The sequence below is a fragment of the Nitrospirota bacterium genome (assembly GCA_030684575.1).
Taxonomy (GTDB): Bacteria; Nitrospirota; Nitrospiria; order Nitrospirales; family Nitrospiraceae; genus Palsa-1315.
Genome location: JAUXVD010000003.1, coordinates 158,959 through 184,748, shown reverse-complemented (window position 1 = coordinate 184,748; position 25,790 = coordinate 158,959). Strand labels below are relative to the sequence as shown.

Below are 25,790 nucleotides of genomic sequence, written 5' to 3'. Positions count from 1 at the left end.
TGAGCGTGGCTAGGCGCAACGGCATTCAGGACAAGAGGTGGGCTCTTCTGCGGCGTCGCATTCCTGGGCTGTCAGGGAGAAGAGTTGTTCGCACTGCCGGCAGGGGCGAATTTCGAAGTACGCAATGCCTTTGTCGTCGATATCGGTGGGTAAGAGCAGCTCCAGCGGGTCATACCCGATCGCACCGCCGTCGGAAAACTTCACGATGGCGAGGCGGTCGTTAAAGACCTCGAAGACGCCTTCCTGCCCTTTTCTAGCCAATACATGGCCGAGGACGAAGACCGGCTGTCCCTTCCGCTTCGTGCGGAGATCCCGTAAGGTATGTTGCAGGTCTGAGGCACAGGAAAACTGACCGGTGGAGCTCGTTCCGAAAATTGGTGTTGGCATAGTAGACATTCAGTCGAGGCGATCGATGATGATGTATCACATGGGTAAAAATGGCGTCAAGGCAGTGAAGACGCTGGAACAAGGAGTGTAGCATGGCCGAGGTCACAATTTACCAGAAACCGACTTGCAGCACCTGCCGCCAGGCGGTGCAATTATTAAAAGAGAGTGGCACACCCTTTACAGCCATCAACTACTACGAGACGCCATTCACAAAGGCGCTCCTTAAACGCCTATTAAAGAAGGCGGGGCTCACGCCCAAACATATCTTGCGGACCAAAGAAGAGATTTATAAAGAACTGGGGTTGGCCAAAAAGAATCTGTCAGACGATGAATGGCTCGACGTGATGATCGCCCATCCTGATCTCATTCAGCGTCCGATTGTCGAAAAAGGCGAGCGGGTCATCTTGGCCAGACCCGCGGAGTCGGTGAAAGAGCTGCTGTAGCCGTCACGCGACGTTTCATGTTGATGCGCCGGTCGAACCCGTCAGCTTGCTGCGATTGAGAGACCGTCCTGGGACATGCGGAGCGCACCGGAGGTTCGGTCTACGGTGATGATGACGTCGCCATCCAGCACTTTGAGGAGCAGGTCCCCGACCAGTTGCCGGCGCCAGCCACGAAGAATGGGGACATCGAGAGTGCTCCGGTTCTGTTTGGCTTCCACGAGTATTTGGAGATCTGAACTGGTGGCCAACATGGTGGGGGCGATTCCCTGCTCTGCCGCACGGGCCTTCAGCACGGCTTGTAGCAATTCGACGATGCCCGTCGACTCAGGGTCCGGCTTCCGTTCGCGTGGAACCTCAGGCCAGACCGACGGTGGCAGAGCCAAGGCGGCGTTGATGGTGGCCAACAGTTGTTCGCCATGCCTGTCGACCTCGGAAGCATGGACGCCGCGGAGACCACGGAGTTCATGCACCGATTTGGGCGGATGGCGTGCGAGTTGGAGCAGGACCTCGTCCCGCATGACACGTCCGCGAGGCACATTCCGGCGTCGGGCTTCCGCTTCTCGCCAGGCCGCTAATTCACGAAGCACCACGGCTCCTTTGGGCCTGAGTGTATCCCACCCGCGTATGCGCTGGTAGCGCTCTTGAGGCTCGCGACTCTTTTCACCGACCGCCGACTCGAGGCGGGCAAACTCCTCACTGACCCACTCCAACCGGCCAAGGCTGTTGAGGCGATCCTGTAAGTGCGTATGAATCGGCAGCAGAAACTCGACATCTTCTAGGGCATAGGCGATCTGGTCATCGGAAAGCGGTCGCGCGCTCCAGTTCGTAAAGGTATGGGCTTTCTCCAGCTTCGTGCCGTGGAGGCGCTGGACCAGGTTGGCATAGGCGACTTGGGCGCCATATCCGACCATGGCGGCGGCGATCTGCGTATCGAAAAACGGCTTCGGGATCTGTCCGGCATGGGTGGCAAAGAGATCGAGATCCTGCCGTCCGGCATGCACAATTTTTTCAATCTTCGGGTCGCAGACGAGCTCCCAGAAGGCGTCGAGCGATCCGCTCGCCTGCACGGCGGGAAAATCGATGACGGCGGCGGTTGCGGCCGTGGCGACTTGGATCAGTTCGAGCCGCGGGATAAAGGTGTCTTCCCCGACGAATTCCGTATCCAGTGCCAATCGAGGACTCTGCCGTAAGGTGAGGCAGAGGGTTTCAAGGGCATGCTGGTCGGTCACATACTGCATCGGTGGTTTAGATGTCACAAGGCTCTCATTCAGTTGGGTTATAGGTGGCGTCCGGCCTCCGTGGCGGCTCGACGTTACTGAGGCTCAAGTATTCCTTCAGGAACTGATAGGCTTCCAGCATGCGGCGGAGTTCCGGTTCGGCGCTCCGATCGCCGTTATTCGAATCGGGATGGAGCTGTTTCGCCTTGTGACGAAACGACGCGGTGACTTCGGCGAGCGAACTCCCGAACTCGACGCCCATCGCGGCATAGGCATCCATTGCGTTGTTGATGCCGCTGGGCCCTTGCGATGGGTCGCCTCCCCCACCGGCGGCTTTCAACATATCGGCCAGGCTGACTTTCTTGCGGCGGCGACGGGGGCGTTCTCGTATCTCGCTATCAAAATCGTCCCAGCGGTCTTCGACAAACTCAAGCCGGGATTCCAGGCGCATAGCGCCGGAAAGATCGCGAATCTCCCCAAGTTCTTCTTCAATCTGGACCAGCGTCTTGATGATTTCCTCCAGCCCCTCTTCCACACGAAAGAAGCTATCGACTCGCTCCTGCATCATCGTGTCGACGGCGAGATCCAAGCTCTCTTCGGCCTTCGGACGCAACGAATCGATCCGTCGCCTCATCCCGCTCTGAAACTTAATAAGTTTGCTTTGTGAAAATGCCATCTGAACCGGACTCGCTCCCTGGGCGCGCATTGTAGCACAGCCAGGTTGCGTGCCAGAAGGGCCAGGGAAATAGCGTGATCGACGCGGGATACGGGTCAGCGCGAGGCGAAGTCGTCGCTGATTTTGGTGCGGCGGCGGGCGACGCCCGAGTCACGTGCAGCGGCCGCCACGGCTTTGGCCACACGTGGCACGACGTCCTTATCGAACACGCTTGGGATGATGTAGTCCTCGCTCAGAGCCGACGCGGGAATGGTCTCAGCCAGGGCCTTGGCCGCAGCGAGTTTCATCGCTTCGTTGATGTCGCGCGCCTGCACATCCAGCGCCCCGCGAAAGATACCTGGAAATGCGAGCGCGTTGTTGATTTGATTCGGATAGTCCGAACGCCCGGTCGCAAAGATCCGGCAGTGGGAGGCCGCCAATTGAGGAGGGACTTCCGGGTCGGGATTGGCCATCGCAAAGACGATGCGATCAGCTGCCATCAGATCCAGATCTTCCGCTGTGACGACGTTGCCGACGGATAAGCCAATGAAGACATCGGCTCCCTTGAGGGCTTCTCGCAGTGAGCCCTGGGGACGGTCGTGAGTCATACAGGCGGCGAGATCCGTTCGGCAGGCCCGTAATTGTTCGCCGTCTCCTCGTAAGACGATCCCTCGAGCTTCACATCCGATCAGATGCGAGAGACCTGCCGCCAGCAACATTCTACAGCAGGCGGTTCCAGCGGCCCCGAGACCGTTGACGACCACGCGGATGTCCTCTATCCGTTTTCCCGTGACGGTGAGCGCATTGGTCAATGCGGCAAGGAGCACCACGGCAGTGCCATGCTGGTCGTCATGCATAACCGGAATATCCAGAGATGTCTTTAAGCGGCGTTCGATCTCGAAACAACGAGGTGAACTGATATCTTCCAGGTTGATCGCGCCGAACCCTGGAGCAATCGCCTGAACTGTGCGAACGATCTCATCGGGATCTTGCGTATTCAAACAAATCGGCCAGGCGTCGATTCCCGCAAATTCCTTGAACAGCATGGCCTTGCCTTCCATCACGGGTAACGCTGCCTCCGGGCCGAGATTCCCCAGGCCCAGCACCGCAGACCCGTCGGTGACTACGGCGACCGTGTTGCTTTTACTCGTAAAGGCATAGGCTTTGGTTTTGTCCTTCGCGATAGCTTGGGAGACGCGACCGACGCCTGGCGTATAGACCATCGACAGGACATTCCTTGTCGTAACGGGGACCTTGCTTTGAACTCGGATTTTCCCACCGAGATGCAGCAGGAAGATCCGGTCTGACGCGGAAAGGACTCGTACGTCTGGCAATGCCCCAACCCGGGCAAGCACCTTCTCCCCATGGGCTTCGTCCCGGACGTCGAAAGTCACGTCGCGTACCATACAATCGGCGGTGGCCGAGACAATGTCGACTGCGCCGAGGTTGGCACCTTCTTCGGCCAAGAGCGCAGCCACTTTTGCGAACATGCCCGGGGTGTTGGCGAGCTGGAGGCGAACAGTCAGGCGGTAGTTGGAATAGGGCCCAATGTCGGTCATGGTCGGTCCTTCATCAACAGCCTACCATAGGGGAAGTTCGAGCCGGAAAATCCTGTGTATTCGTGTCATCGGCTCGGCAACAACATACCGACATTCCCGGTTGATAACGGGGGCTATTTTCGCTACCGTGCGCCCGTTTACCCTACGTGGATGGGTAGACCGCATCCTAACACTAACATTCAACGGGGGTGACAGACTATGAAGAGCATGTTGATGGCAATCATGGCAGTGGCAGTGGCAGTGACGTTCAGCGCGCCTTCCTTCGCCGGCGAAGAGAAGAAGGACAAGGGCAGGTAATGACGGCATACGTCATTTGTCTGAGTAGGCAAGCCTGACTTGAACGACTCTGAAGAGGCCTGCAATCATGAGATTGCAGGCCTCTTCCTTTTCCACCGGTTGACCCCTCTCTGAGGCTGATGCTACCGTGAGCCATGACTAATCCATCGAACTCCGGCAAGACGAATCGCCTCATTCACGAAACCAGTCCCTATCTCCTCCAGCATGCCACGAACCCGGTCGACTGGTATCCCTGGGGACCGGAGGCCTTACAGGCATCGAAAACACACAATCGTCCCATACTCCTGTCTATCGGTTATTCGGCCTGTCACTGGTGTCACGTGATGGAACGGGAATCGTTCGAGAACGAGGCCATTGCCGCGCTCATGAACCGGCACTTTATCTGTATCAAAGTCGATCGGGAGGAACGCCCCGATCTCGACGAGATCTACATGCAGGCGACGGTAACCATGAATCGCGGCCAGGGCGGATGGCCGATGACGGTCTTTCTGACGCCAGACCAGGAACCGTTTTTCGCCGGGACCTATTTCCCGCCCGACGATCGATGGGGCCGTCCCGGGTTTCCTAGCCTGCTCAAGAAAATTGCCGAATCATGGGAGAAGGATGCCGCCGCGCTCACGAATCAAGCGCGTCAATTGACCGAACGATTGAAGAAGGAACTCACGGCGGTATCGCCCGTTTCCGTGAGTGCCTCCGTACTGGATGACGCGGTGGCTCAATTTCTCGAGGATTTCGACGAGCAGCACGGCGGATTCGGCAGTGCCCCGAAATTTCCACCTTCCGCGGGGCTCTCGTTGCTCCTTCGTTGTTATCGTCGAACAGGAGAGAACCGCACGTTGCAGATGGTCACCCGCACGCTCGATGCGATGGCGGCAGGCGGGATCTACGATCATATCGGTGGCGGGTTCGCGCGGTACTCCACCGACGAGCGATGGCTGGTTCCTCATTTCGAAAAGATGCTCTATGACAATGCCCTGCTGGCCAAGACCTACGTGGAAGCCTACCAAGTCACCCAACAAGCCTCCTATCGACAGGTCACAACGGACGTGCTCGATTATATTCTCCGGGAGATGACCGATCCTGCCGGAGGATTCTACTCCGCGACGGATGCGGACTCGGAAGGCGTCGAAGGAAAGTTTTTTATCTGGACACCGGCAGAAATTCAGGCCGTGCTGCAGAATGCCGAAGACACTCGAAGACTCTGCGCCTATTACGACATTACCGATCAGGGCAATTGGGAACATCGGAGCATTCCGAATCGGCTGCGGCCCATCAAGGCCGTGACGAAGGAATTAGATCTCACCGTCGATGAACTCGACGAAACCATCCTTCGCGTGCGCCCCCTCCTCTATCGCGCGCGCCAGGAGCGAGTTCCGCCAGGACTCGATGATAAAATCATTACCGCCTGGAACGGCATGATGATCTCGGCAATGGCTGAAGCAGGCCGAGTATTCGGAAATCGCCGCTACATCGATGGAGCCATGAAGGCAGCAGACTTTCTCTTGCAGACACATCGGACCTCCGATGGCACGCTCCTCCGCACGTCGCGGAAGGGCCGGGCCCATCTCGACGGAGTCCTGGAAGACTATGCCTATCTCGCAGAAGGATTGATCGACCTCTATGAAGCCTGCGGGCAGGAACGCTATCTCGCCGCCGCGCTTCAATTGGCAGAACGGATCGTGGACTCGTTTCGCGATGAGGACCAGGGAGGCTTCTACACGACTGCGAAGACGCATGAACCGCTGATTATCCGAGCGCGCGAGGGCGCGGACGGTGCAACGCCCAGTGGCAACGCCGTGACAGTCTCCGCCCTTGCCAGGCTTTCGTACCACTACGATCGCCAGGATCTGCGCGAGGCGGCGATTGCCGGGATTCGTGTCTACGGCCGCCAGATGGCCCGCTATCCGAGGGCCTTCGCGAAAAGTCTCGCCGTTGTGGATCTCCTGGCCGAAGGGCCGGTTGAATTAGCGTTTGTAGGAGCCCCGAACGATCCGGCATTGGAGGCACTGCAGCGCGCGGTGCGCGAGGTGTTCCTTCCACATCGTGTGATTGCCTCCAGCGATGGAACCGGCAAGCCGTCCACTCATCCCCTGCTCTCCGGCAAGGGGTTGGTAGAAGGAAAAGCTGCCCTCTATATCTGCCGCAATTTTTCATGCCAGCGTCCCCTCACCGATCCACAGGATGTCACCGAGGCATTGCGGGCCGAGTCGCGACGAACGGATCAAACAGCCCCACAGACACTGTTGCAAGGAACCGCACACCCAGGGGCCGCAAGCCCTGAAGGGACAGCCAGATATGCCGCACGCCTGGTCAGCCAATCACGCCATGCCGGTCACATGGAACATGGGTATGGCCGGTTCGGCAGCAGCGGCTTCACGACATCCCGGCTGGGATTTGGCACCTATCGGGTCGATACCAGGGAACCGGAACAGCGAGAGGCGCTGAAGACGGCGTTACGAGAGGGTGTCAATCTCATCGACACCTCGACGAATTATATGGATGGCGATAGTGAGCGCCTGGTCGGTTCTGTCTTAGACGAATTGTTCAAAAGCGGAGAGCTGACGCGAGAGGAAGTGATCGTCGTCTCGAAGATCGGCTACGTGCAGGGGCAGAATCTCAAACAGGCGGAGACGCGAGAACAGGCCGGACGCCCCTACCCTGACATGGTCAAATATGGCGAGGGCATCTGGCATTGTATCCATCCGGAGTATCTAGCCGATCAGCTGACCCTGTCACTGGACCGGCTCGGGCTTGCCACGCTCGATATCTGCTTACTCCATAATCCGGAATACTTTCTGTCCGAAGCCGCCCATCATGACGGTGGCGATCTCGTGATGGCGCGGGAAGCCTTTTATCGACGGATCGAACAGGCCTTCACATTTTTCGAGTCGCAAGTCGCGGCAGGACGGATCAGTTATTACGGCGTGTCCTCGAATACGGTCACGGCAGATCCGTCGAATGCCGAGGCGACGTCGCTCTCTCGCCTATACGACGCGGCACGATCTGCTGCGAAAGCACTGGGCCTGGAGCGCCATCACTTCGGGGTGCTGCAATGCCCCATGAATCTCTATGAAGCAGGCGCCCTACTGACGCCAAATACCGGCAGGGATCAGCAGGAGACGGTGTTGGCGCTGGCGCAGCAAGAAGGTATCGCGGTCTTGGTCAATCGCCCGCTCAATGCCATGCCGACGAAAAAGAGCGGGGTGCTTCGGTTGGCAGATTTTCCACTCCAAGGCGATCCCGTAGATTTCGAGCGGCAATGCCAAACGGTTGCAGCGCTTGAAGAGGAATACCGCAAGGACATTGCCCCAAACCTTCAACAGAGAGGTCAAGGCATGCCCCCTGCCGACTTCTTCACCTGGGCGAGTGAACTGACCCGCGTGCGGCCTCAGATTCAAGGACTGGAACATTGGGAGCAGATCGAGCATCAAATGATCGCGCCTCATTTCAATCAAGTGATGCAGGCCCTCTCTCAACAACTCACCGGAACGGCGACTGCACAGTGGGAGGCCTGGCGCAATCGCTATGTACCGCAATTGCTCACCCTGTTGGGTGGACTCCGCAGAGAAGCGACCGAGCGCAGTCGTACGAGAGCGGCCTCAATATCGGCAGCCCTCAATCCCCTCCTGCCTCAGGCACGGCATAACGAGTCGCTGTCACGAAAGTCCTTATGGGTGTTGGCCAGCACACCAGGAGTGACCGCGGTGTTGAATGGGATGCGGTCACCCGGGTACGTCAGTGACTCGATGGAAATTCTGCGGTGGGAAGGGCTCACGGACGTCACACGACTGTACGATACGATGAGCAAGCTCGGGCAGTAGTGCGCGGGAAATGCTTCTCTGCTATCGGCGGCTGCCGATCAGGTGCTGTAGGCTGTCGAGCGCATGGCTGAACCACGTGCCATTGCTGTCCGCGTGACGGATTCCATTCTTGAGACGTTTGTTCTGCACCGTCAATTGCTTCACCCGCGCAGCGGTGTCTTTAAACGCCGGACTGGACCGGACAATGCGCTGGTAGAGGATTAACGCCTCCTCTCTCTCTCCGATCGATTCCAGAGTTCGTGCGAGGAAGTACTGTACATTGATGACCTCATTGCGAGACCCGGACGGATCGCTCAATGCCCTGCGAAATGTCTCGATCGCTGCAGGGTATTCTTCCAACTCCGTATAACAGAGCCCCGCTTGTGCCGTAGCCTTAAACGTATACGATAGATCCTGACTGACACGATTGAACGCCTCGATGGCCTCTTTGAAGCGTCTCTCTTTTCTCAATGTCACGGCCTGCCCGTAGAGGACATCCGGAGCTACCACCGATTGGTGAACAGGGGGATCCTCGACTGATGCCTCTGGCCGAAACGACGGCACGTTCAGCTGGAGCGCCGCAATAGGAGTGCCCGCTGAGTCGTCAGTAGCGGTTGCCAGAGCACTGAGTTCGTCGACCTTGCCGAGCGGAAGAATCCCGCCTCTGGTTCGATCGAGGGCAGCCTGGGCGACGAGATTGTGCGTGACGACGCCGGTTTGTTCCGCGAAACCATACGTCAGTGAGATATCACAGATCTGATTGATCAAACGAGGGATGCCCTTGCTCAACCGATGGACAAGCACGCAGGCCCTCTCGGTGAATATGGTCTGGGTGCCGCCGGCCTTGTGCAATCGATGGAGGATATACTGGCTGGTCTCGTCCTCGGTGAAGGGCTCCAGGTGATGATCGACCACAATACGTTGGGCGAATTGTGTCATGTCGATCCGCTGCAAGAGTGTGTGGAGGTCGGGCTGTCCGGAAAGAATGACTTGCAGCTTCAGGGATTTACCGTCGTTCAAATTGGAGAGGAGCCGCAATTCTTCCAGCAGCTCGGACCCCAGACTTTGCGCTTCGTCGACAATGAGCAGCACGCGACGGTTTCGCTTCGATTCCCGAGTCATAAACTCTGAAAATACATGGTAGGCCTCCACGGGGTCCAACCGCTTCTGGCTGAGGCCAAGAGCAAGGAGGATCCAAGGCAGGAGATGCTCCACGTCGTACCGCGCATTGGTCACAAAACCAATCGAATACTTGTCGTGATGCTCCGCAATCAACTTTCGCAGGAGCGAGGTCTTGCCCATTCCCGGTTCCCCGGTCAGGACCATGAACGGCGCTTCGTTGACCAGGCCGTATTCCAGGAGGCTATAGGCGGCGCGATGGGTCGATCCTGGATAGAGAGACTCTCCGTCCGGCAGGAGCGCGAAAGGTTTCGCCCGAAGTCCGTAAAATGATTCGTACATACAGTGCTCGCGATCTGGCCTCGGTGATTTCCGCGCTACAGGGACAGTAACTGTTTCATGCTAGCAGGAGTCGCGGCCAATTGCCCGGCCTTATTCAGTACCGTTCCCAACACGGGACGGGATTTTTTAACCAGCGACAGGGCACGTTGCACCTCCTCGGTCGTCGTCTTTCCCTCCTCCACGACCAGGAGCAGCGCATCCGTGTAGGGAGAGAAGGCGAGCACATCGGCCGTGTGCAGCAGCGGGGGCAGATCGAATATCACGATCCGCGAGGGGTAGCGATGTTTCAGCTCTTCAACTAACGCCAGCATTTTAGGCGAGGTGAGAATTTCGGTCGAATTGGAGACCGCCCTTCCTCCCGGCAGCAGGACGAATCGGCCGATCCCAGGATGGACCAAGAGATCTTCAAGTGGCTGGTTGTCCAGCAGGTAGTCTGCAAGGCCTGGACAATCATTGAGGCCAAAGACCTCATGGACGCTAGGGTGACGGAGGTTCGCGTCGACGAGAAGCACCGTCTGGGCTGTCTCCATCGCAAGGCTCACCGCCAAGTTCACTGCAGTCAACGTCTTGCCTTCATTGTGGCCCGGACTGGTGACACCCAACACATTCCAGGCATTTTCACGAAGGCGATGCATGACCTGAGTTCGCAAAATCTTAAATGCGTCGACGAAGGGGCCCTTGTCGTATGCCGCCATCACTCGCCGCTGGCGAAGCACAGAAAGTGGAATAGCCAGCGACCTCGTCTTGGTATAGACAATGGGAGGAGGGGGCTGATGGCCGGCGGCATCCTTTCCTGTAGATGGCCTGTTTCCAGACTGACCCTGTTGGTCTTTGTGGAGCTGCAGTGCCGTTCGAAATCGGTCCATCAATGTCTCCTCCCCCTACTCTAGGCCAAATCGTTTGAGCGCGGCAAACCACAAGACATCCAACGGACGCCAAAAGAGATGCATCAGCAGGAGGGCGGTCAGCAGCACAGTGAGACCTGCCGTTTTCATGAGCCGATGCCGGGTGATCGCCCTGGCGAGGTCATCTTCGTTCGGCATGAAGGGAATCACGGATAGCGGAAACGCCTGAGTTAACAGCGCAAGCTGCTCCGGTGTCCGTATCGAATGGTCCAGCAATTCCGCGACGGCTCCGGAACCGATGCCACCGCCGATCGCGAACATAAACCCAAGAATAACAATGGCGATCCGATTGGGCTTATCCGGTTTCTCCGGCAGAGTGGGCGGGTCGATGAGAGAAAACCTCTCGCCTTTTTGACGAACCTCTAAGCCTTCCGAGACCTTCGCTTCGAGGAGCCTGGACCGGATCTCCTGATACTTCTGCCCCGAAGTATCACGGTCGCGCGTCAGGAAGAGGTAGTCGGGCTCCATCTGGGGAGTCCGTTCGAGGCGGGTGGCAAAATCCTCGAGCCGCTGCTTCACTGCCGCGCGCGTCGCCCGCAGAGCGCCGAGGGAAGAGGTAGCGGAGTTCAGCTGGGCCTGGAGATTGATGTAGGCCGGGTTCTCCGGTCGTTGCGCAGCGCTCTTGCGTGTCACCACGTTGAGCCGCCCGACTTCCGCTTCAAGCGCAACGATCTTTCTCTGAGCCTGCACGACATCTGGATGCTCTTTCCCAAGCCGCTCCGATGCGATGGCCAGCGTCGCACGGGCGTTGGTCAGCTGCTTGGCCGCTTCCTCAACCTCAGGGAGTTGCCCCGTCTCCTTTTCGAGGGACTCTATTTCCTGCTTCATCTTGATAATGTCGGGGTGGTCGAAGGATAGATTGGCCGATGCGCCGGCATATTCTGCTCGCAGGCCTCGCAAGCGCTCGGATGAGTCCAGTATCCGTTCTCCGCTTACGGACATGATCGGGGTGTTCGGTTTGATGGTTGCAAGTTCCCCCTCAAGATAGCTTTTGCGCTCCTCAAGCGTTCGAATCTGCTGGTCGATGTCCATGAGCTCTCGATCGGACTGACTCATGAGCTGCAAATTCAGCGGCATCAGTTCCGGCAACGCCCCGCTCGCCCGCCGCTTGAACTGGGCAATCTTTCCATCGATTTCGCCGATGTGCCTGGACAAATTCTCCGCCTCTTGTTGAAGGAAGGCGGTGGTCTCCTGCGCCTGACGCTCACGGCTCTTGAGATTTTCCCCCAGAAACAGACTGGTCAGCTCCTGGGCGACCTGCTGAGCCAAATCTGGCGAACTACTCTGGTACGCCACGGTGAAGGCAATGGTCGCCTTCGTGGGATGTTGGGTCCGTTTGTCCACGACGTCGGCGCTGATCACTTCGACGGCGATGTCTTTGGCGAATTGCTTCACAACTTCTTCAACGGGGCTGCTCCGCCGCATGTCCGGATAGAGATTGAATTGCTCCACGACCTTCCACAGAGTCGTCCGGCTTATGACTTGTTGTTTGATGGTTTCGATACGCTGATCGGCATAACTGGTAATCGTCGAATGGACGAGCTCTGATGGAATTTCCTGTTCCTCGATCAGTATCATCGCCATAGACTTGTAGACCGGCGGCCACAAAAAAGCGACGGCGAGACTGAGGACACACAACACCGTCGCAACCAGGACAATCAACGTCCGGCGACGATGAAACATAGCCACGTAGGACTGGAGGCTCTGGCTGGGTTCGGATTCCTGTGTGCCCGGTCTGTTTGTCATCATGTAAAACGTCTAGTTGGAAAACGACAGCTTTGGAGGGTAGTAGGTTAACATGAACATCGTGGCATTGGACATCGCTGAGTCCGAGAAGCCATCCACTTCGCGTCGTCGCCACGTATAGGAAACCTCAAGCTTCCACCACTCCAGAAACTTCCAGGCGATCGCGGGAGTGGCCGTGAAGTAGCGGGCATCCGGAAAGCTGCTCCCTCCCGCGAGCTTCGTGATGCCTGAGACGAGATACCCTGATCCGTTGATGGAGCCAGTCAGTGTTTCGGAAATATTATGCGACAGGGTCACGCCTGCACGGTCCGTTTGAAGCAGCAAGCCAAACCCGCTCGGCACAATATCCCGAGCCATGTTCACTTGAATCGACGTGCGTTCAAACTGTTTCGCGAGGCTGGCGCCATACAGCCAAACGGTGCTCTGAGACGTCACTTTGTCGTTGACCGCCGTGACGGATGAACTCACGAAACGAGGGCCTCCGTACACTGTCCCGGTCAGGGTCTCCGTAAAGGCATGGGTCAGGCTCAGGTTTGCACCAGGAAAGCTGGCGCGAAATGCAGAGGGGGCGTTGGTCGTATGGAAGTTCACGTACGAACCGGTAAGTTGGAGTTGGTCCTGTTCGGTCAACTGATAGAGCAGCCCACCGGCTCCACCAAGGAGTTGATAGTCTGCCAGGCCAAGACGCAAGCCATTCTCATACGTGGTATCGGTAAACTGAAAAGAGCTTTGTACGGAAAGCTTCTCCGTCAAGGTCCGAGTCCAAGTTGGTGCGGCATTCCACTGGTTCCGCTGTGTAAATCGCAAGACAACGCCGGTCGTCAGAAGCTCACCCATCAACGTATTGTCGCGGGTAAATCCCCCGGTGAACCCAAGTAGATCTCGCTCGGTCTTATAGCGCACGGCCACCGGAAGAAAGACATTGGTAAATCGGCTGTCCTCCCCTCCATAGTAGGACACGAAATCGGCAGCGACCCGGCCACTGACTTCAAGGCGTTCCGTCTTCCCTGCCAGTTCGGCTGCAGGTGACACCCAATAACCATAGGTCTCGCTGTGAGGCAGTGGCGTCAACAGCAAATTGTCGTTGTACAGTCCCTTGACTCCAATCGAGGGCAATACTGACCACTCGGCCGCCTCGCTTTGGCCTACCACTCCACATCCTAGAAGACAGACCCACACGATCGACCGACAGGCGTTCTTCCACCTGCTCGAACGACCACCGACTCCACCCACATCATTCCATCGCATATAACTCACAACCCTTAGGGCACCATGACGACGTCGCCGCGTTGCAGAAGAATATTCTGTTCGAGATCATTCCCCCTTCGCACATCTCCATATCGAAAGGGAAAGGTTTGTTGGCGTCCCTTGATCCGACGCACGATCTTGATGTCATTCTCCGCGGCAAACGGGGTTAACCCGCCGGCTAAGCTTAAGGCCTGAAGCACGTCGGTATAATGGCCGATCAAGTATTCGCCGGGCTTATTGACTCGCCCTACCACATAGACTTTGTAGCTGAGCACCTTCGTGACGGCTACCGAGACATTCGCATTCGGAATGTATTTGGACAAGCGCTTCACGAGGTCGAGACGAATATCCTCAACCGTTCGATCTTCGGCCTGGATATCCCCCACAAGTGGAAATGAAAACATTCCGTCCGGCCGCACCACGATCTCTCTGGTCAGCTGCTCATCTTTCCATACAGAAATCAGCATGACATCTTCAGCTCCAAGACGATAGCCAGGATCGACATCGGGTGCGATGGGGGAGGATCCCAGGGCATCAGACCCATAGGGGACGCCACCGATCGCCAGCATGACGAGAAACAGGATTCGCAATTCTATGCGGCGAAACATCTCGTGATAATAACCAGACATGACCTCTTTATTACCCCCTCATTTGTGACATGATCCGCTCTGCTTCATGACGCCCATGAAACGCCTCAGCACTCTTCAGCGCTTTCGAGAGGTACCGTCGAGCCTCTGCTGTTTTCCCGGATTGATGGTACGCAACCCCGAGATGATAATTCAGAATGGGGACTTCAGGCGATTCAGCAACCGCTTTCCTCATGAGACGAAGTCCCTCTTCCTGTTGCCCCATTTTGAACCGTACCCAACCCAGCGTATCCAGAAATAGCGGATGCGGTGCATCTTTCTCGAAATCCTGACTGAGCGCAAAGGCTTTCTGTACACTCTGTGGATCCCCCTTGTAATCAACCAACATGACCGCCACGTTATTTGCAGCCAGCACGTTGCGAGCATTCAGGCGCAACGCTCCATCATACGCGTCGATGGCAAGATCGATCAGGCCTTGAGTCGAATAGGCCGATGCGAGAAGCATGTGCAACTCCTCGCTGTCCGGGTTGACCTTGAGGCCAGCCTGAATCACTTGAACCGCCCGGTCCGGCTGTTTCTGTGACAGCCATAATTCTCCCCGGTCGAGCCACGGCGTAATCCATTTTTGGTTCAACCGGACCGCCTCTTGAAACTGGATCTCGGCGTCCTGAGGATAACCGGTGAGGGCGAGCACCTCGCCCATGAGCCCATGGGCGAACAGATGGTCCGGTTGTGCGGCGAGCACGGCATCGAGGCGAGTCCGTGCACGACCGCCATCTTGTTGCACCATATCCAGTTTCACCAGATTCATCAACGGCTCAGGATCGTTCGGGGCAAGAACCGTCGCACGCTCATACGCCGCACCGGCCTTGTCGAGTCGGCCTTGCGCCTGACGCAGTCGTCCCTCCGCCATGAGGGGGACGACAGGATCTTTCGAGAGGGCTTTGAGACGAGTCAACATGCGTTCCGCTTCGTCCCAGTTCTTTGTGACCAGGTCGAGGTTCAACAGCAGCTCAAGTGCGTCCACGTCGTCGGGCCGTTGCTTCAGGAGGTCCTCGAGTCGGACGCGGGCCTCCCGGTGACGACCGCCCTGGCTCTCTAAGGCCGCAAGCAAGTGCCGGGCTTCGACTTGTCCGGGATACAATGCCACCGCGCGCTCGAAGCTTCCCTTTGCAAGATCGGTCTCTCCGGTCAGTCGGTAGGCCTGGCCGAGTAGAAAATGCAGCGCTGCAGATTCTGGCTGGCCTCGCAAGACGGTGCGAAACGTCTGAGCGGCATCGTTGCCATTTCCCCTGGTTAAGGCGAGCCTGCCAGAGAGTATCAGTCCGTCAGCCGAATGAGGGCTCTCCTTCAAGATCTCTTGAACCTGTCGTGCTGCCTCTGCCTGATTGCCTGAGATAAGATCCATCTCAGCCAGTTTGATCTTGGCTTCGAGGCCGGCCGGCTTCTGTGTATTGCCTACGACCACCTTGACATATTGCTCACGCGCCTTGGCAATCTTTCCTCCTGCTTGATAGATCGTCGCGAGCGCGAATTGAATCTTTGTCGAATCGGGCAACAAGGTTGCCGCCTCAAGGAGTACCAATTCAGCAGCACCAGGGGCCTTCCTGATGCCGAGGAAGTCGGCTAATACGAGATGCCGTTCTTCACTTTGTGGATCAAGTGCGCTGGCCTCGCGTAAGATCCCCTCTGCCTTCTCATGCGCCCCTTGCTCGTCGAAGAATCGGGCCAACCTGATCCGATGACCAAAAATTGCCGGTTCTGCCTCAATCATCTGCTGGGCTACCCTCTCCGCACCATCCATATCCTTCGCCTGAACCAGGATCGTACTCAGATTATTCAAGAGATCTATATCTTTTGGGTGAGCTTCCAGCGCATGGCGCAAGATAGTCTCCGCATCGCGATAATGCTGCTGTTTGCCGTAGAGAGTGGCCAGTAAGATCGCCACGTCTGGTTCAGCTGGAAACTGCGACCGAAGCGCCTCGGCTTGTGCTATTGCCTGAGACTGTTGTCCGGCTAAAGCCAACACGGCAATCTTGAGAGCGTTCGCTCGAGAATCCAGTGGGTCCATCGCGAGTACCTTGTCGGCCGTCACGACGACCAGGTCGGTCAGACGTGCCTCCAGGTAATATTTGGCCAGCCTGATTAACGCGTCGGTATGATCAGGAGCAAGCTGCACCACCTGCTGATACAGCCCGACTGCGTTTCGCCAATTCTTTTCCTTTTCCTCGACCTGCGCGAGGAGATAGTAGGCGGCGACATATTTCGAATCGACGATGAGCACATTCTGCAGAGCCACCCGAGCTTTTGGAAAGTTTCCCGCTTCAAGGTATCCCTGCGCGCGCGCGAGATACTTGGTCTTCCGTTCCGCTGGCCCGCCGCAGGCCACGAGTGTAAGAGCGACACCTACTATGATGATGAACTGGTTATTCATGGTGTGAGCCTAGTCGCCGGCCTGAAAACAACTGCACCCGTCGAACGGTTATCAATCAACCATTCTTCGACGACGGTTCCGACGTTCCCCTCTCCTACTAGAGCCACATCCGGATGCCCAACCCAAACAACACCCACAAGGATACGAGTCCGAGTTGTTTCACGCGATCCGAGAATGCGTGTAGCAGCAACTCGAACGAAAAAAACAACACGATGAGCTTCGCCGCAAAAAGACCAAATGCCGAGATGTCCGTATGTATCTCTGGAAGGAACGGGACGATCACGGCGAGGCACACCATGAGGTAGTCCAGTGGCGTCGTCTGAAACCTGCTCTGACTGTCGAACCGCATGCACAGTAAAACCATCACAGCCATTGCGCCAAATAACATATGGTAGGTAAATGGGATCGGAGGACCTGCCTGCATCCATGACGCATCACTCACATACAACAGGAATGTACTCCCCATGTAGAGCCCCCCCCGGACAAAGTAAGGAGCCAACTGTGGCAGTAGCGAGAGGCCGAGGAGCACGACGCAAAACAGGACGACTGACATATAGCCCACATCATCAGGAACGTAGGCAGGAAGAAATACCGTCGCAACGAGAAAGAGAGGAACCACAGCGGCCAAGAACCGAATCGGTAGATCTCGTACCCATGAGCGACTGAAAACATCTGAAAGCCATCTCTCCGATCGGACCCGCGGATGATCCGGTTCCGCAGCAGGAATTAATCCTCTCCCGGCAGCGACAAAAAGAGCCAGGACGGCGCCGGACAGAAGGAGATAGAGCAACATAATCAACGAATCGGATTGCCAGCGAAGGAGATAGGCCAACGCCACCATACCTGCCTGAAAGGCATAAATCACCGTCACAGCCTCATAGTGCGAGAGTCCCACGGCGAGTAATTTATGATGAATATGTGTGCGGTCACCGACAAAAGGAGATCGGCCCTCCACGAGTCGTTGTCCGAAGACCCCGACTGTATCCAGGAACGGCAATCCCAACAGAAAGAGCGTCAGGATCGGACTGAATGGACCATGGGTCGAGTCGGTTAAGTGAATGGCCAGCACGCCAATGATAAATCCAAGCAATTGACTGCCACCGTCGCCCATGAAAATTCGAGCCGGATATGTGTTGTACCGCAAAAAACCCAAAAGTCCCCCCAAGAAGGGGATGGCGAGGATCAATACCGTCGAGTTGTTCGAGAGATGGGCGAGGTATGCCGTGCCGGCAAGCGTCAAAAATGAAAGGCCGCCGGCAAGTCCGTCAAGCCCGTCTGCCAGGTTTACCGCATTTGAGGCGGCGACTAGAAAGAGAACTGTGACGGGAGCTCCAACCCAAATCGGCAGTTCCGCATCAAGCAGGAATGGGACGCTTTCGAAACGAATCCCACCAAACGCAACAACCACAAGCGCCGCCGCCAACTGCCCAAGTACTTTGATCCGGTAGCTGAGATTCGCCCGATCGTCCCATACGCCGAATCCCAAAATAATTGATCCGCCACAGAGAACTAACAGCGTGGTGCTGTCTGGGACAGCCCACCAGAGGATGCTGGCATAGGCGCCTACCGCGAACGCAATGCCGCCTACCCGGGGAACAGGGTATTGATGCACTTTTCGTTCGCCAGGATGGTCCATGATTTGGAATCGATCAGCCAAGAGACGCAAAGGCGGAATCAGCGCCACGCAGATAAATAGCGACGTCATAAAGCTGAAAAAAAGCGCACTATTCATCGCCCCGGGCTCCCCTCCACCTTCTTGGCTCCAACTGGAACCCGACCAACTTCATTCGCTCTCTGCCTTCAGCCGCTCACCACTCATTTCGCATTCCAACGGCGCAAATCTTCGGTCGACGATATTCCTGGCTCCACCAGGCACAATAAGCGAACGATCGAGCGGGTATACCTACCTTATCAAGCATAGGCGAAATAACGGCACGGACATCCCACATGACAATCTCTACTCCCGATCAAGCAGCCGAACAGACAGACGAGGCGGCCGGCTGACAGATATCCCGTTGTGAGACTTTCCATGAGTGCGCTGACGCCAGGGAAAGGATTTCTCCTCATACGAATAGGCCAGATGTAGGTAAAAGGAGCCTAGCGCAGGATAACCCTGTAGAGAATATCTGCACAGATATCGGATTGCGGCTTGCGAGGATAGACCCTACGGTATTGCATTAAAGCCCTGTTACTTTCGTACTTGCTTGGATTGCAATCTGTTTCCCACGCGTGAAGTAGGCAGATAGAATTCTATCCTCAGTTGACATGTGGTTGTCGGTCACAGAAAAACAGACTCCCGGATTTACCGGATCACAGTGAGAAGACGGATACCTCCGTCTACGCTTGAGTCACCCTGAGATTTCTCAATCCTCCCGCGCCAAGCCCAACGAGCGAGATAAGTCCGGCTCCGAACAAGAGAGCCGCTGCCGACAACGGCGCCGTCGTGAAGCTATTCAAGGCCCCACGGATCGTGAGCACATCCCCATCAGGATTGGCAAAAACCAGCCGCCACCTGTGCGCTGTGAGGGATGCAAGGCTTGGCGGGTGCTCCAAGCTGGCAAGCCGCAAAATGCTCCCGCCGTCGCGATCCGGCTGAACATCATCCTTGGGTGAGGCAGAGACATTGGGAAGAATACCCATGGCCTCACTCACCAGCCTCCACCCGTCTTGCTTGAATCCGTCTCCCTCTTTTCCATATTCAGAAATCCTCACCGCGTTCGCTCCGTACGCATTGGAAGGCCTGTAGCTCCCAATTACCACTGGTATCCCTGTGGCGGCGCTTGATTGATTGTGGCCCCGGCTTCCAGAGACGTGAGCGAACTTAATCGAACCAGGCGCGGATGAACCCAGGGGGGTCGTGCTGGGCAGTGATGCCAGACTGATAGTGCTGATGCCCTCCGTAAAGGAATAGGCCACCAACGCTGCCTCAGCTGTCTCCAAGGACAGGAGAACGGAACTCAACATAATCGCCTGAAAAACAACACCCTTGATTGACCTCTGCATAGCAAACTCTCCTCGTAGACTTAGCTTATCCGCGATAACCTGTTAACACGCAAAAAACAGACCGTAAAAGCATCTCCTATCTCGTTGAAAACATATAAGAGATAAAAGATAGAGCACCGGCACTGTCTGCAGAACCCTACAGTGGTGGATCACTACTGGAGGACGTTGCCACAAACTGTTTCCTGTTTATTGATGCGATTCGGATAACAGCGCACAACCAAAACCATGCGGAGGACTGAGTCTCATGGGTGACCGTATCATTCCGCCTACAGTAAATTACGCAACCTCCCTATCAACGTCCGGCATTACGCCCCACCAGCGTAATAAGACAGACTCCTTAGAAGAACTCCGGTAGAGGAGTTGCCGAGAGTCGGATCAGAAGCAGCGTGGATAGGCGAATGCCTAAGCATGTGCACGTTCTGGTCGAGTCTATCTAACAAGCAGTCGGCAATCTGTTCACAATTGCTCAGTTTGAGTACTTCATCCGACGAACCGCGTCGTGCATATCCCGCTCGCAATCAACGAGGCCTCAGAGAAGAGACACAATGGCCTCGTCCGTGAGTCCGTCATACTGCATCTCCCTCACGCCTCCGTACGGGGACATGCTGCTCATGATGCCTGTGCCTAGTTGGAGAACAATCCGGCCTCGGCAAAACATAGAAGTGGAGAAGTCTACTGACTCCACTCCGATGCCTTACCAGAGCCTCACATGACGAAGCCTCAGTAATATACCGCTGTCTGATGAAGTAGCCGAAGACCCTACTGGAAGGAAACCAGCTCTCTTCTGTACCGACCGCTACATTCTACCGTAATTAGGAGACCTATGCTAGAGAAAGGCAGTATCATACTTCGAAACCGATAGGTGTAATCGAGGGAGTATGGTGTGAGGCGAACCCTCGGCGAGATCGGAACTCAGTAACCGTCACCTTCTTGGTGGACTCCAAACAGTAGTAGCAGGTTTATGCGAAGTTCAGACGGAGGGTAGAGATGATTCATCATTCCCCGCGTATGTGGGATCTCTGATTAAACCCCTCCGTCTCACCACAACCTATCTCCCAGGCACTCTCCCCAGTAGATGCTGTCTGAGCACCAGCCAGACGAACGTCGGAGCTGAAACAGCGTTTCGCTGCCACATCCGCTTCGGCTCCAGTACGAATCGGTAGGCCCATTCGAGACCAACCCGGCAAATCCATTCCGGCGCTCTTGCGTAGGTGCCTGCATAAAAATCAAACACCGCACCGATCGATCCGATCACCGGCGTATTCACGAGCCCACGATTCGCCTCTACCCACTTCTCTTGCTTGGGCGCAGTCATACCGACCCAAAGCACGTCGGGCTTCGCGTCACGAATGATCTGCACCATTCGACGATTCTCTTCGTCGTTCCACGAACCGAATGGCGGAGACAGCGTGCCGCATAGTGTGAGGGAAGGGAAGTCAGTGGCGAAACGACTGGCGATACGATCAAGGACTCTCTGCGACGACCCAAAGAAGAAGACGCGTCCCCGACCACGCTGCTGGAGAATATTCAAGACGGCAAAGAAGTAGTCGCTCCCCGTAATCCGAGGACCGATCGTCACGCCGAGCAATCGTGCCATAATCGACACCCCGACCCCATCGGCAACAACGAGGTTGGCCCGCGTCAGAGCTGAATGGAAACTGGGGTCTCGCTGGGCCACCACTAACGAGTGAGGATTGGCGCAAGCAAAAATGACCGGCAATCGTTTCCCCTCTACGGCACGAAGCGCCTCCTGCGCGGCTGCTGGCAGGGCTATACGGTCAATCGGAATGTTTAGGAGAAACCCTGCCTCGCGAGCGGCCATCGGTCACCTCGTAATGTGCGTGTGGGTCCGGATCGTCGTTTCGTAAATCGCCATGATGGCGGCGAGGTTGCTTGAAGCCGTAAACTTATTATCAAATGTGGCTCGAGCTATTCCACGCATAGACCGCCGCCGTCCAGCGTCATCCCAAAGCAGCTGAATCTTTGCCGCCAGATCTCGCGGATTGCCGGGATCAAACTTCACACCCGTCACACCTTCTTCGACAATCTCATTGAGGCTGCCGATTCGGGAGCAGACAACTGGCGTACCACACGCATAGGCCTCCAGGACCACCATCGGAAAACCTTCATAACATTCAGATGGAACGACTTGCAGCACTGCTCGTCCTATGGTGTCGATAATTGTCGAACGATCGCAGAATCCCAGAAATTCCACGGGCAGGTTCTGTTGAATAGCAAGATCGATCAACTCTTGGCGTAGTGGACCATCACCTAAAATCTTCAGCGGTACCCGCGGAAGGAACTTCCATGCAGAAATGAGGGTGCGAAGGCCCTTCTCTTCACTCAAACGCCCCACATAGACGGCATAACCACCGTCTCCCGCACCGGGGTTCGGGATATCACCCACGAAGTTGGATTTCACGGTAATACGTTCTCTCGGGAGGCCCCCTTCAATTAATCGGCTCGCGGCGAATTCAGTCAGCGCGATATACCGACTGACGAGGGTCTGGTAGGTTCCACGCCAGCGGTTCTGCAACAGCATCCAAACCAATGCTCCTGTCGCTGGAAGTGATCCTCTGTAGCAGCGGTGACGCAACGCGGGGAGCAGCGTTGTTCCAACGCAGTCTTCACAGGGGCGGCCCTCACGAAGCAAGAGGCCACCAGGGCAGATCAACCTGAAATTGTGAAGGGTTTGCACAACAGGAACATCGTTGTCTCGACAGGCAGCATAGGCACTGGGGGAAATGAGGGGAAACGTATTATGGAAATGGGCGATGTCCGGCCGATGCTGCCGGATCAGTGCCGACAACTCTCGATAGGTGCGCGTTGACCATGCCCCCTCCAACGCCAGTTGAAACTTTCGTGTCAACGTCGATTCGTCGATGTTGTCGTTGAAGCGCTCATACGGCACCACCTCACAATGGCGCTCCAAGAGTGCTCGCTCATTGCGGTACACGGCATCCTCTCCACTGGGAGCAGACGAGCGGTAAAAGTTGTGAGCCAGCAAGACTTTCATGGAGACCTATTGCCGCATACCGTTATTCAGATTCTGCCGTCCACCGAACAAACCAGCGGATCCTGCCCAATAGCCGATGCAGACCTGCGCAGAGGGGAAATTCGTTTCATCGTAACAACCTGCCCATCACTCCGGGCGCTCTCTCATCGATGCAGTAGTCATAGACCTCTAGCAAGTATTGAAGCTCTATTGAAATGTCGTACAACGGGGCTGCGTGACTTGAACCGGTGATGCTTTTCCCATGGACGCTACGTACCCCCTAAGCCCGGAATGCGCAAGCTCCATGCGTCCTATTAAGGCTCCTTACCCACGGCATCCCCGTCATCTTTCAAGGCCAAGGCAAGACCTAATACCCATCGAGAAACTAGACACCATATGATCTAGGGTACAGAGGTCAGCGCTGCGCCGGCATCCCGACTGAAGTCGTTGCTGTTGTTCCTCCGACTCAAAAAACCTCACCACGGCATCTGCATAGAGGTGCACATGACAGGGGGTCATGACCCCGTTTACTCCATGCTCCAGGTATGAAATTTCAGGGCTATGCGACCGGAGGTCTGTCGTGAACAACGGTGTCCCGGCGACAAAACTATCCACGATGGCCAATCCTACCAAGCCCGGCATCAGTAGGGCGCGGCTGGCTCTAAAATACACTGCCCTATCCCCTCCAAATTTGGGGCCAACGTAGTGAATCCAGTCGTACTCCAGGGCTGCCCGTTCGACGGTCTCCTGTTCTGGGCCGTCGCCGATGAGGACCACGTGGAAATCGTGGATTCTCTCACGGATCATCTTGCATGCTTCGAGCAGAAAACTCAGTCGCTTGCCTGCATACATACCGCCGCAATATAAGGCGACATGCTCCTTCGGTAAGCCTAAATAAGCGCGCAAAGCACTCAGGTCGTCTTGCGTCACAGCCGCGAGCGCGGATCCCAGTTCATTGGTATCAATCGCATTCTGCACGATGGTGATTCTATCCTGGGAGAACCCAGATTCCCGGACGACCGAACCGCTGGCTTCCGTATATGCAAACCACCAATCGACTTGATTGATGAATAGTTTCTTCAACTCCTCTTTTAACGAATGCCCTGAGCCTGCTTGAAAGTTGCGTCCATGTCCCCAAAAGGCCAATCGATGCTTCCCCAGTCGCCGACGTAGCAATAGCCAATAATTCAGCAGCAAGGAATTCGTCTGTTCAAACACGATGAGATCGGAATCCTGCAGGCGGCCCAAGCAGGATTGCCACACGAGTCGCCCGAAGGGTGTGTTGAGATATCGGTTTTCGATTCTGACGGCCCAGGGATGTTCCAGCAGCTCTGAGCGTGGCACAGTTCCAGGGTATTCCTGTCCATAAATCAACTGCAGTTCGATGCCGGCATGGGCCAGCTCATGATACAGCGATTCAAAAAACGGAACGCGATAGTGGGGAACAATCCGCTGAATGATCGTAACCTTGGACATGGCTAAGCCTGCTTATTCTTACCAATTAGAATCGTGCCTGAAACGATGGATAGTCGCGGTGAAATGCTCAGCGGCACCTCCCAACGGCGCCTCCGTCGACTGTCCCACCACCATCCAGGGCCTCGACATAATGCGCCGTGACGCGCACACATCGGACAACCATCTATAACTGCATAGATATCATGCCGGTCCCGAAGCACTGGCAACCGAATCGGGCAAGGTGGGCTCGATCGATGCATCATCGATCTGGATGCGTTGTGACGACACGAGCAGCCGACCCTGCCGTTCAATCAATATTGCAAACGAAAATATTTCTGCCGAAAACCCTACCAGGGAACCTTGCTTAAAAGACAACAAAAATGCGAACGCGAAACATGCCGACAGAGTGGCCAGGATGCCGCGCTGGACTTCATCGTCCTTCGCAAGATGGTAGGCCCTCCGCGTGGAGCGGATGGACACCCAGACGGCCAAACCCAAGAGGCCCACCCCCAGCAAGCCTTCTTCCCCCAACACCTCCGGAAGCATCATATGCGGGTAAAACCCAATGATGCGTGGCGAAAACGACGCGGAGTTTCCGAGTCCGAGAACAAGAACCGCTGGGTCACCATTCGACGCCTTCAGCCAGTGATGGAGAAGCTTGTCGATATTGTTCACTCGGAGGTTCCAGTCTGATTGGAACTTGCCGGAGGACCAGCGCTCGTCCTGGTGCGTGAGGGAATCGTAGGCAAAGATCGTTACGGAGGCCAGACATGCCACCAACAGAACGCCCGACACATACGTTTTCATACTCGTGAGCGTTCGGCTTATGGGCAAGAATATGATGGGCAACGTCGCCATGAGTACGAATTGCCCTCGTGTTCCTGATTTCACGACCAAGACCACGCTGCTCGCGATAGCCACTCCTTTGAGGAGCGTCCAGAACCAGCTTCTTTGATGGTTCAGAAGCACTGCGGCGATCGTGACATAGCCAGCCATTTGCGCGAAGGCCAAGGCATTCCAAAATCTCTCGTTCGGGTTATAGAACGACACGATGAACCGTTGGTCCCAACGGACGAATGCATCCACGAGAATGGCCAACACCGCACCGAGAACTAAGACGGCGCTCAGCCCATGCTGCAAATCGATGGGACGTCTGATGAGGAGCGGAACGAGACCGGCATGAAGCAACATATACGGCCAATACTTACCCCATTCCCCAAGTCCTTGCGTGAATGCCGGCGACCAATACAAGGAGATTCCGGCCTCAAGCCACAAACAAACGACCACCACCTGTACCCACGGAATACCGCGTAATTTTTCGCACGAAGTCTGTTGCGCGCGCAGTAAGCCGATGGCGACCAGGCCGACCACATAGAGATTTGTGAACTTCCCGTTTTCAGCTAACCACGGTGACGACAACTGTCCCCAAAAATCCAGCACCTGGATACAGACCAGGCTCGCAAGACCAATCGCCGGACGGTAGAGCGTGCCAAGGAGGAGGGCGAGAAGAAGTCCGATGTAGATGCCAAGATTCATGATGAAGTCAGCTCATGTGCGTCGTCGGGCATGTTCGCCATATTCGTTCTCAGATATCTCGC

Annotated in this window: 18 protein-coding genes; 2 read left to right on the top strand and 16 right to left on the bottom strand. The window is 56.1% G+C overall.

Annotation, left to right across the window (positions count from 1 at the left end; genetic code table 11):
* Positions 1–9: 9 nt before the first annotated feature.
* Positions 10–387 carry a hypothetical protein gene (locus Q8N00_01195; protein MDP2381399.1) on the bottom strand — a complete coding sequence of 126 codons (378 nt, stop codon included), beginning with the start codon at positions 385–387 and terminating at the stop codon, positions 10–12.
* 92 nt (positions 388–479) lie between these two features.
* On the opposite strand from Q8N00_01195, the gene arsC reads away from it, so the two are divergent.
* A complete protein-coding gene (arsC, locus tag Q8N00_01190; GenBank protein MDP2381398.1) occupies positions 480–830 on the top strand; it encodes an arsenate reductase (glutaredoxin) in 351 nt (116 codons plus the stop codon).
* Positions 831–871: 41 nt separating this feature from the next.
* Here the strand turns inward: arsC and rnd are convergent, their stop codons facing one another.
* The 3 genes from rnd to Q8N00_01175 form a co-directional block, all read right to left on the bottom strand.
* Positions 872–2,086 carry a ribonuclease D gene (gene rnd / locus Q8N00_01185; GenBank protein ID MDP2381397.1) on the bottom strand — a complete coding sequence of 405 codons (1,215 nt, stop codon included), beginning with the start codon at positions 2,084–2,086 and terminating at the stop codon, positions 872–874.
* A gap of 7 nt (positions 2,087–2,093) precedes the next feature.
* The gene (locus Q8N00_01180; GenBank protein ID MDP2381396.1) at positions 2,094–2,723 is read right to left on the bottom strand and encodes a DnaJ domain-containing protein; all 630 of its coding nucleotides are present in this window, start codon (positions 2,721–2,723) and stop codon (positions 2,094–2,096) included.
* A 95-nt stretch (positions 2,724–2,818) separates the two neighbouring features.
* The gene (locus Q8N00_01175; GenBank protein MDP2381395.1) at positions 2,819–4,261 is read right to left on the bottom strand and encodes an NAD-dependent malic enzyme; all 1,443 of its coding nucleotides are present in this window, start codon (positions 4,259–4,261) and stop codon (positions 2,819–2,821) included.
* A gap of 431 nt (positions 4,262–4,692) precedes the next feature.
* Between Q8N00_01175 and Q8N00_01170 the strand changes: the two genes are divergently transcribed.
* Positions 4,693–8,379 carry an aldo/keto reductase gene (locus Q8N00_01170; GenBank protein MDP2381394.1) on the top strand — a complete coding sequence of 1,229 codons (3,687 nt, stop codon included), beginning with the start codon at positions 4,693–4,695 and terminating at the stop codon, positions 8,377–8,379.
* A gap of 21 nt (positions 8,380–8,400) precedes the next feature.
* On the opposite strand, the gene Q8N00_01165 is transcribed toward Q8N00_01170, so the two are convergent.
* The 12 genes from Q8N00_01165 to Q8N00_01110 all read right to left on the bottom strand — a co-directional run bounded on the left by Q8N00_01165 (position 8,401) and on the right by Q8N00_01110 (position 25,728).
* Entirely contained in the window at positions 8,401–9,819 is a 1,419-nt protein-coding gene (locus Q8N00_01165; protein ID MDP2381393.1) for an AAA family ATPase, read from the bottom strand.
* Between the two features lie 35 nt (positions 9,820–9,854).
* Positions 9,855–10,685: a CpsD/CapB family tyrosine-protein kinase gene (locus Q8N00_01160; GenBank protein ID MDP2381392.1), complete on the bottom strand. Its 831-nt coding sequence runs from the start codon at positions 10,683–10,685 to the stop codon at positions 9,855–9,857.
* Positions 10,686–10,700: 15 nt separating this feature from the next.
* Entirely contained in the window at positions 10,701–12,473 is a 1,773-nt protein-coding gene (locus tag Q8N00_01155; protein MDP2381391.1) for a Wzz/FepE/Etk N-terminal domain-containing protein, read from the bottom strand.
* 9 nt (positions 12,474–12,482) lie between these two features.
* Positions 12,483–13,622 carry a hypothetical protein gene (locus Q8N00_01150; protein ID MDP2381390.1) on the bottom strand — a complete coding sequence of 380 codons (1,140 nt, stop codon included), beginning with the start codon at positions 13,620–13,622 and terminating at the stop codon, positions 12,483–12,485.
* Between the two features lie 110 nt (positions 13,623–13,732).
* On the bottom strand, positions 13,733–14,347 hold the full coding sequence (locus tag Q8N00_01145) for a polysaccharide biosynthesis/export family protein (GenBank protein MDP2381389.1): 615 nt from the start codon (positions 14,345–14,347) through the stop codon (positions 13,733–13,735).
* Between the two features lie 10 nt (positions 14,348–14,357).
* Entirely contained in the window at positions 14,358–16,739 is a 2,382-nt protein-coding gene (locus Q8N00_01140) for a tetratricopeptide repeat protein (GenBank protein ID MDP2381388.1), read from the bottom strand.
* 97 nt (positions 16,740–16,836) lie between these two features.
* Positions 16,837–18,471 (bottom strand): MraY family glycosyltransferase, encoded by a 1,635-nt coding sequence (locus Q8N00_01135; protein ID MDP2381387.1) that lies wholly within the window; start codon positions 18,469–18,471, stop codon positions 16,837–16,839.
* Positions 18,472–19,076: 605 nt separating this feature from the next.
* Positions 19,077–19,742: a hypothetical protein gene (locus Q8N00_01130; protein MDP2381386.1), complete on the bottom strand. Its 666-nt coding sequence runs from the start codon at positions 19,740–19,742 to the stop codon at positions 19,077–19,079.
* A gap of 1,048 nt (positions 19,743–20,790) precedes the next feature.
* Positions 20,791–21,564 carry a WecB/TagA/CpsF family glycosyltransferase gene (locus Q8N00_01125; protein MDP2381385.1) on the bottom strand — a complete coding sequence of 258 codons (774 nt, stop codon included), beginning with the start codon at positions 21,562–21,564 and terminating at the stop codon, positions 20,791–20,793.
* Between the two features lie 3 nt (positions 21,565–21,567).
* Positions 21,568–22,758: a glycosyltransferase family 4 protein gene (locus Q8N00_01120; GenBank protein MDP2381384.1), complete on the bottom strand. Its 1,191-nt coding sequence runs from the start codon at positions 22,756–22,758 to the stop codon at positions 21,568–21,570.
* A 321-nt stretch (positions 22,759–23,079) separates the two neighbouring features.
* The gene (locus Q8N00_01115) at positions 23,080–24,213 is read right to left on the bottom strand and encodes a glycosyltransferase family 4 protein (GenBank protein MDP2381383.1); all 1,134 of its coding nucleotides are present in this window, start codon (positions 24,211–24,213) and stop codon (positions 23,080–23,082) included.
* Positions 24,214–24,393: 180 nt separating this feature from the next.
* Positions 24,394–25,728, bottom strand: coding sequence for a hypothetical protein (locus tag Q8N00_01110; protein ID MDP2381382.1), 1,335 nt, complete (start codon positions 25,726–25,728; stop codon positions 24,394–24,396).
* Between the last annotated feature and the right edge of the window lie 62 nt (positions 25,729–25,790).

What these genes read in the sequence shown, in the direction of transcription:
- Q8N00_01195 (MDP2381399.1), bottom strand. Translation starts at nt 387, where the DNA reads ATGCCAACACCAATTTTCGGAACGAGCTCCACCGGTCAGTTTTCCTGT.
- arsC (MDP2381398.1), top strand. Translation starts at nt 480, where the DNA reads ATGGCCGAGGTCACAATTTACCAGAAACCGACTTGCAGCACCTGCCGC.
- Q8N00_01180 (MDP2381396.1), bottom strand. Translation starts at nt 2,723, where the DNA reads ATGGCATTTTCACAAAGCAAACTTATTAAGTTTCAGAGCGGGATGAGG.
- Q8N00_01175 (MDP2381395.1), bottom strand. Translation starts at nt 4,261, where the DNA reads ATGACCGACATTGGGCCCTATTCCAACTACCGCCTGACTGTTCGCCTC.
- Q8N00_01170 (MDP2381394.1), top strand. Translation starts at nt 4,693, where the DNA reads ATGACTAATCCATCGAACTCCGGCAAGACGAATCGCCTCATTCACGAA.
- Q8N00_01165 (MDP2381393.1), bottom strand. Translation starts at nt 9,819, where the DNA reads ATGTACGAATCATTTTACGGACTTCGGGCGAAACCTTTCGCGCTCCTG.
- Q8N00_01160 (MDP2381392.1), bottom strand. Translation starts at nt 10,685, where the DNA reads ATGGACCGATTTCGAACGGCACTGCAGCTCCACAAAGACCAACAGGGT.
- Q8N00_01155 (MDP2381391.1), bottom strand. Translation starts at nt 12,473, where the DNA reads ATGATGACAAACAGACCGGGCACACAGGAATCCGAACCCAGCCAGAGC.
- Q8N00_01145 (MDP2381389.1), bottom strand. Translation starts at nt 14,347, where the DNA reads ATGTCTGGTTATTATCACGAGATGTTTCGCCGCATAGAATTGCGAATC.
- Q8N00_01140 (MDP2381388.1), bottom strand. Translation starts at nt 16,739, where the DNA reads ATGAATAACCAGTTCATCATCATAGTAGGTGTCGCTCTTACACTCGTG.
- Q8N00_01135 (MDP2381387.1), bottom strand. Translation starts at nt 18,471, where the DNA reads ATGAATAGTGCGCTTTTTTTCAGCTTTATGACGTCGCTATTTATCTGC.
- Q8N00_01130 (MDP2381386.1), bottom strand. Translation starts at nt 19,742, where the DNA reads ATGCAGAGGTCAATCAAGGGTGTTGTTTTTCAGGCGATTATGTTGAGT.
- Q8N00_01125 (MDP2381385.1), bottom strand. Translation starts at nt 21,564, where the DNA reads ATGGCCGCTCGCGAGGCAGGGTTTCTCCTAAACATTCCGATTGACCGT.
- Q8N00_01120 (MDP2381384.1), bottom strand. Translation starts at nt 22,758, where the DNA reads ATGAAAGTCTTGCTGGCTCACAACTTTTACCGCTCGTCTGCTCCCAGT.
- Q8N00_01115 (MDP2381383.1), bottom strand. Translation starts at nt 24,213, where the DNA reads ATGTCCAAGGTTACGATCATTCAGCGGATTGTTCCCCACTATCGCGTT.
- Q8N00_01110 (MDP2381382.1), bottom strand. Translation starts at nt 25,728, where the DNA reads ATGAATCTTGGCATCTACATCGGACTTCTTCTCGCCCTCCTCCTTGGC.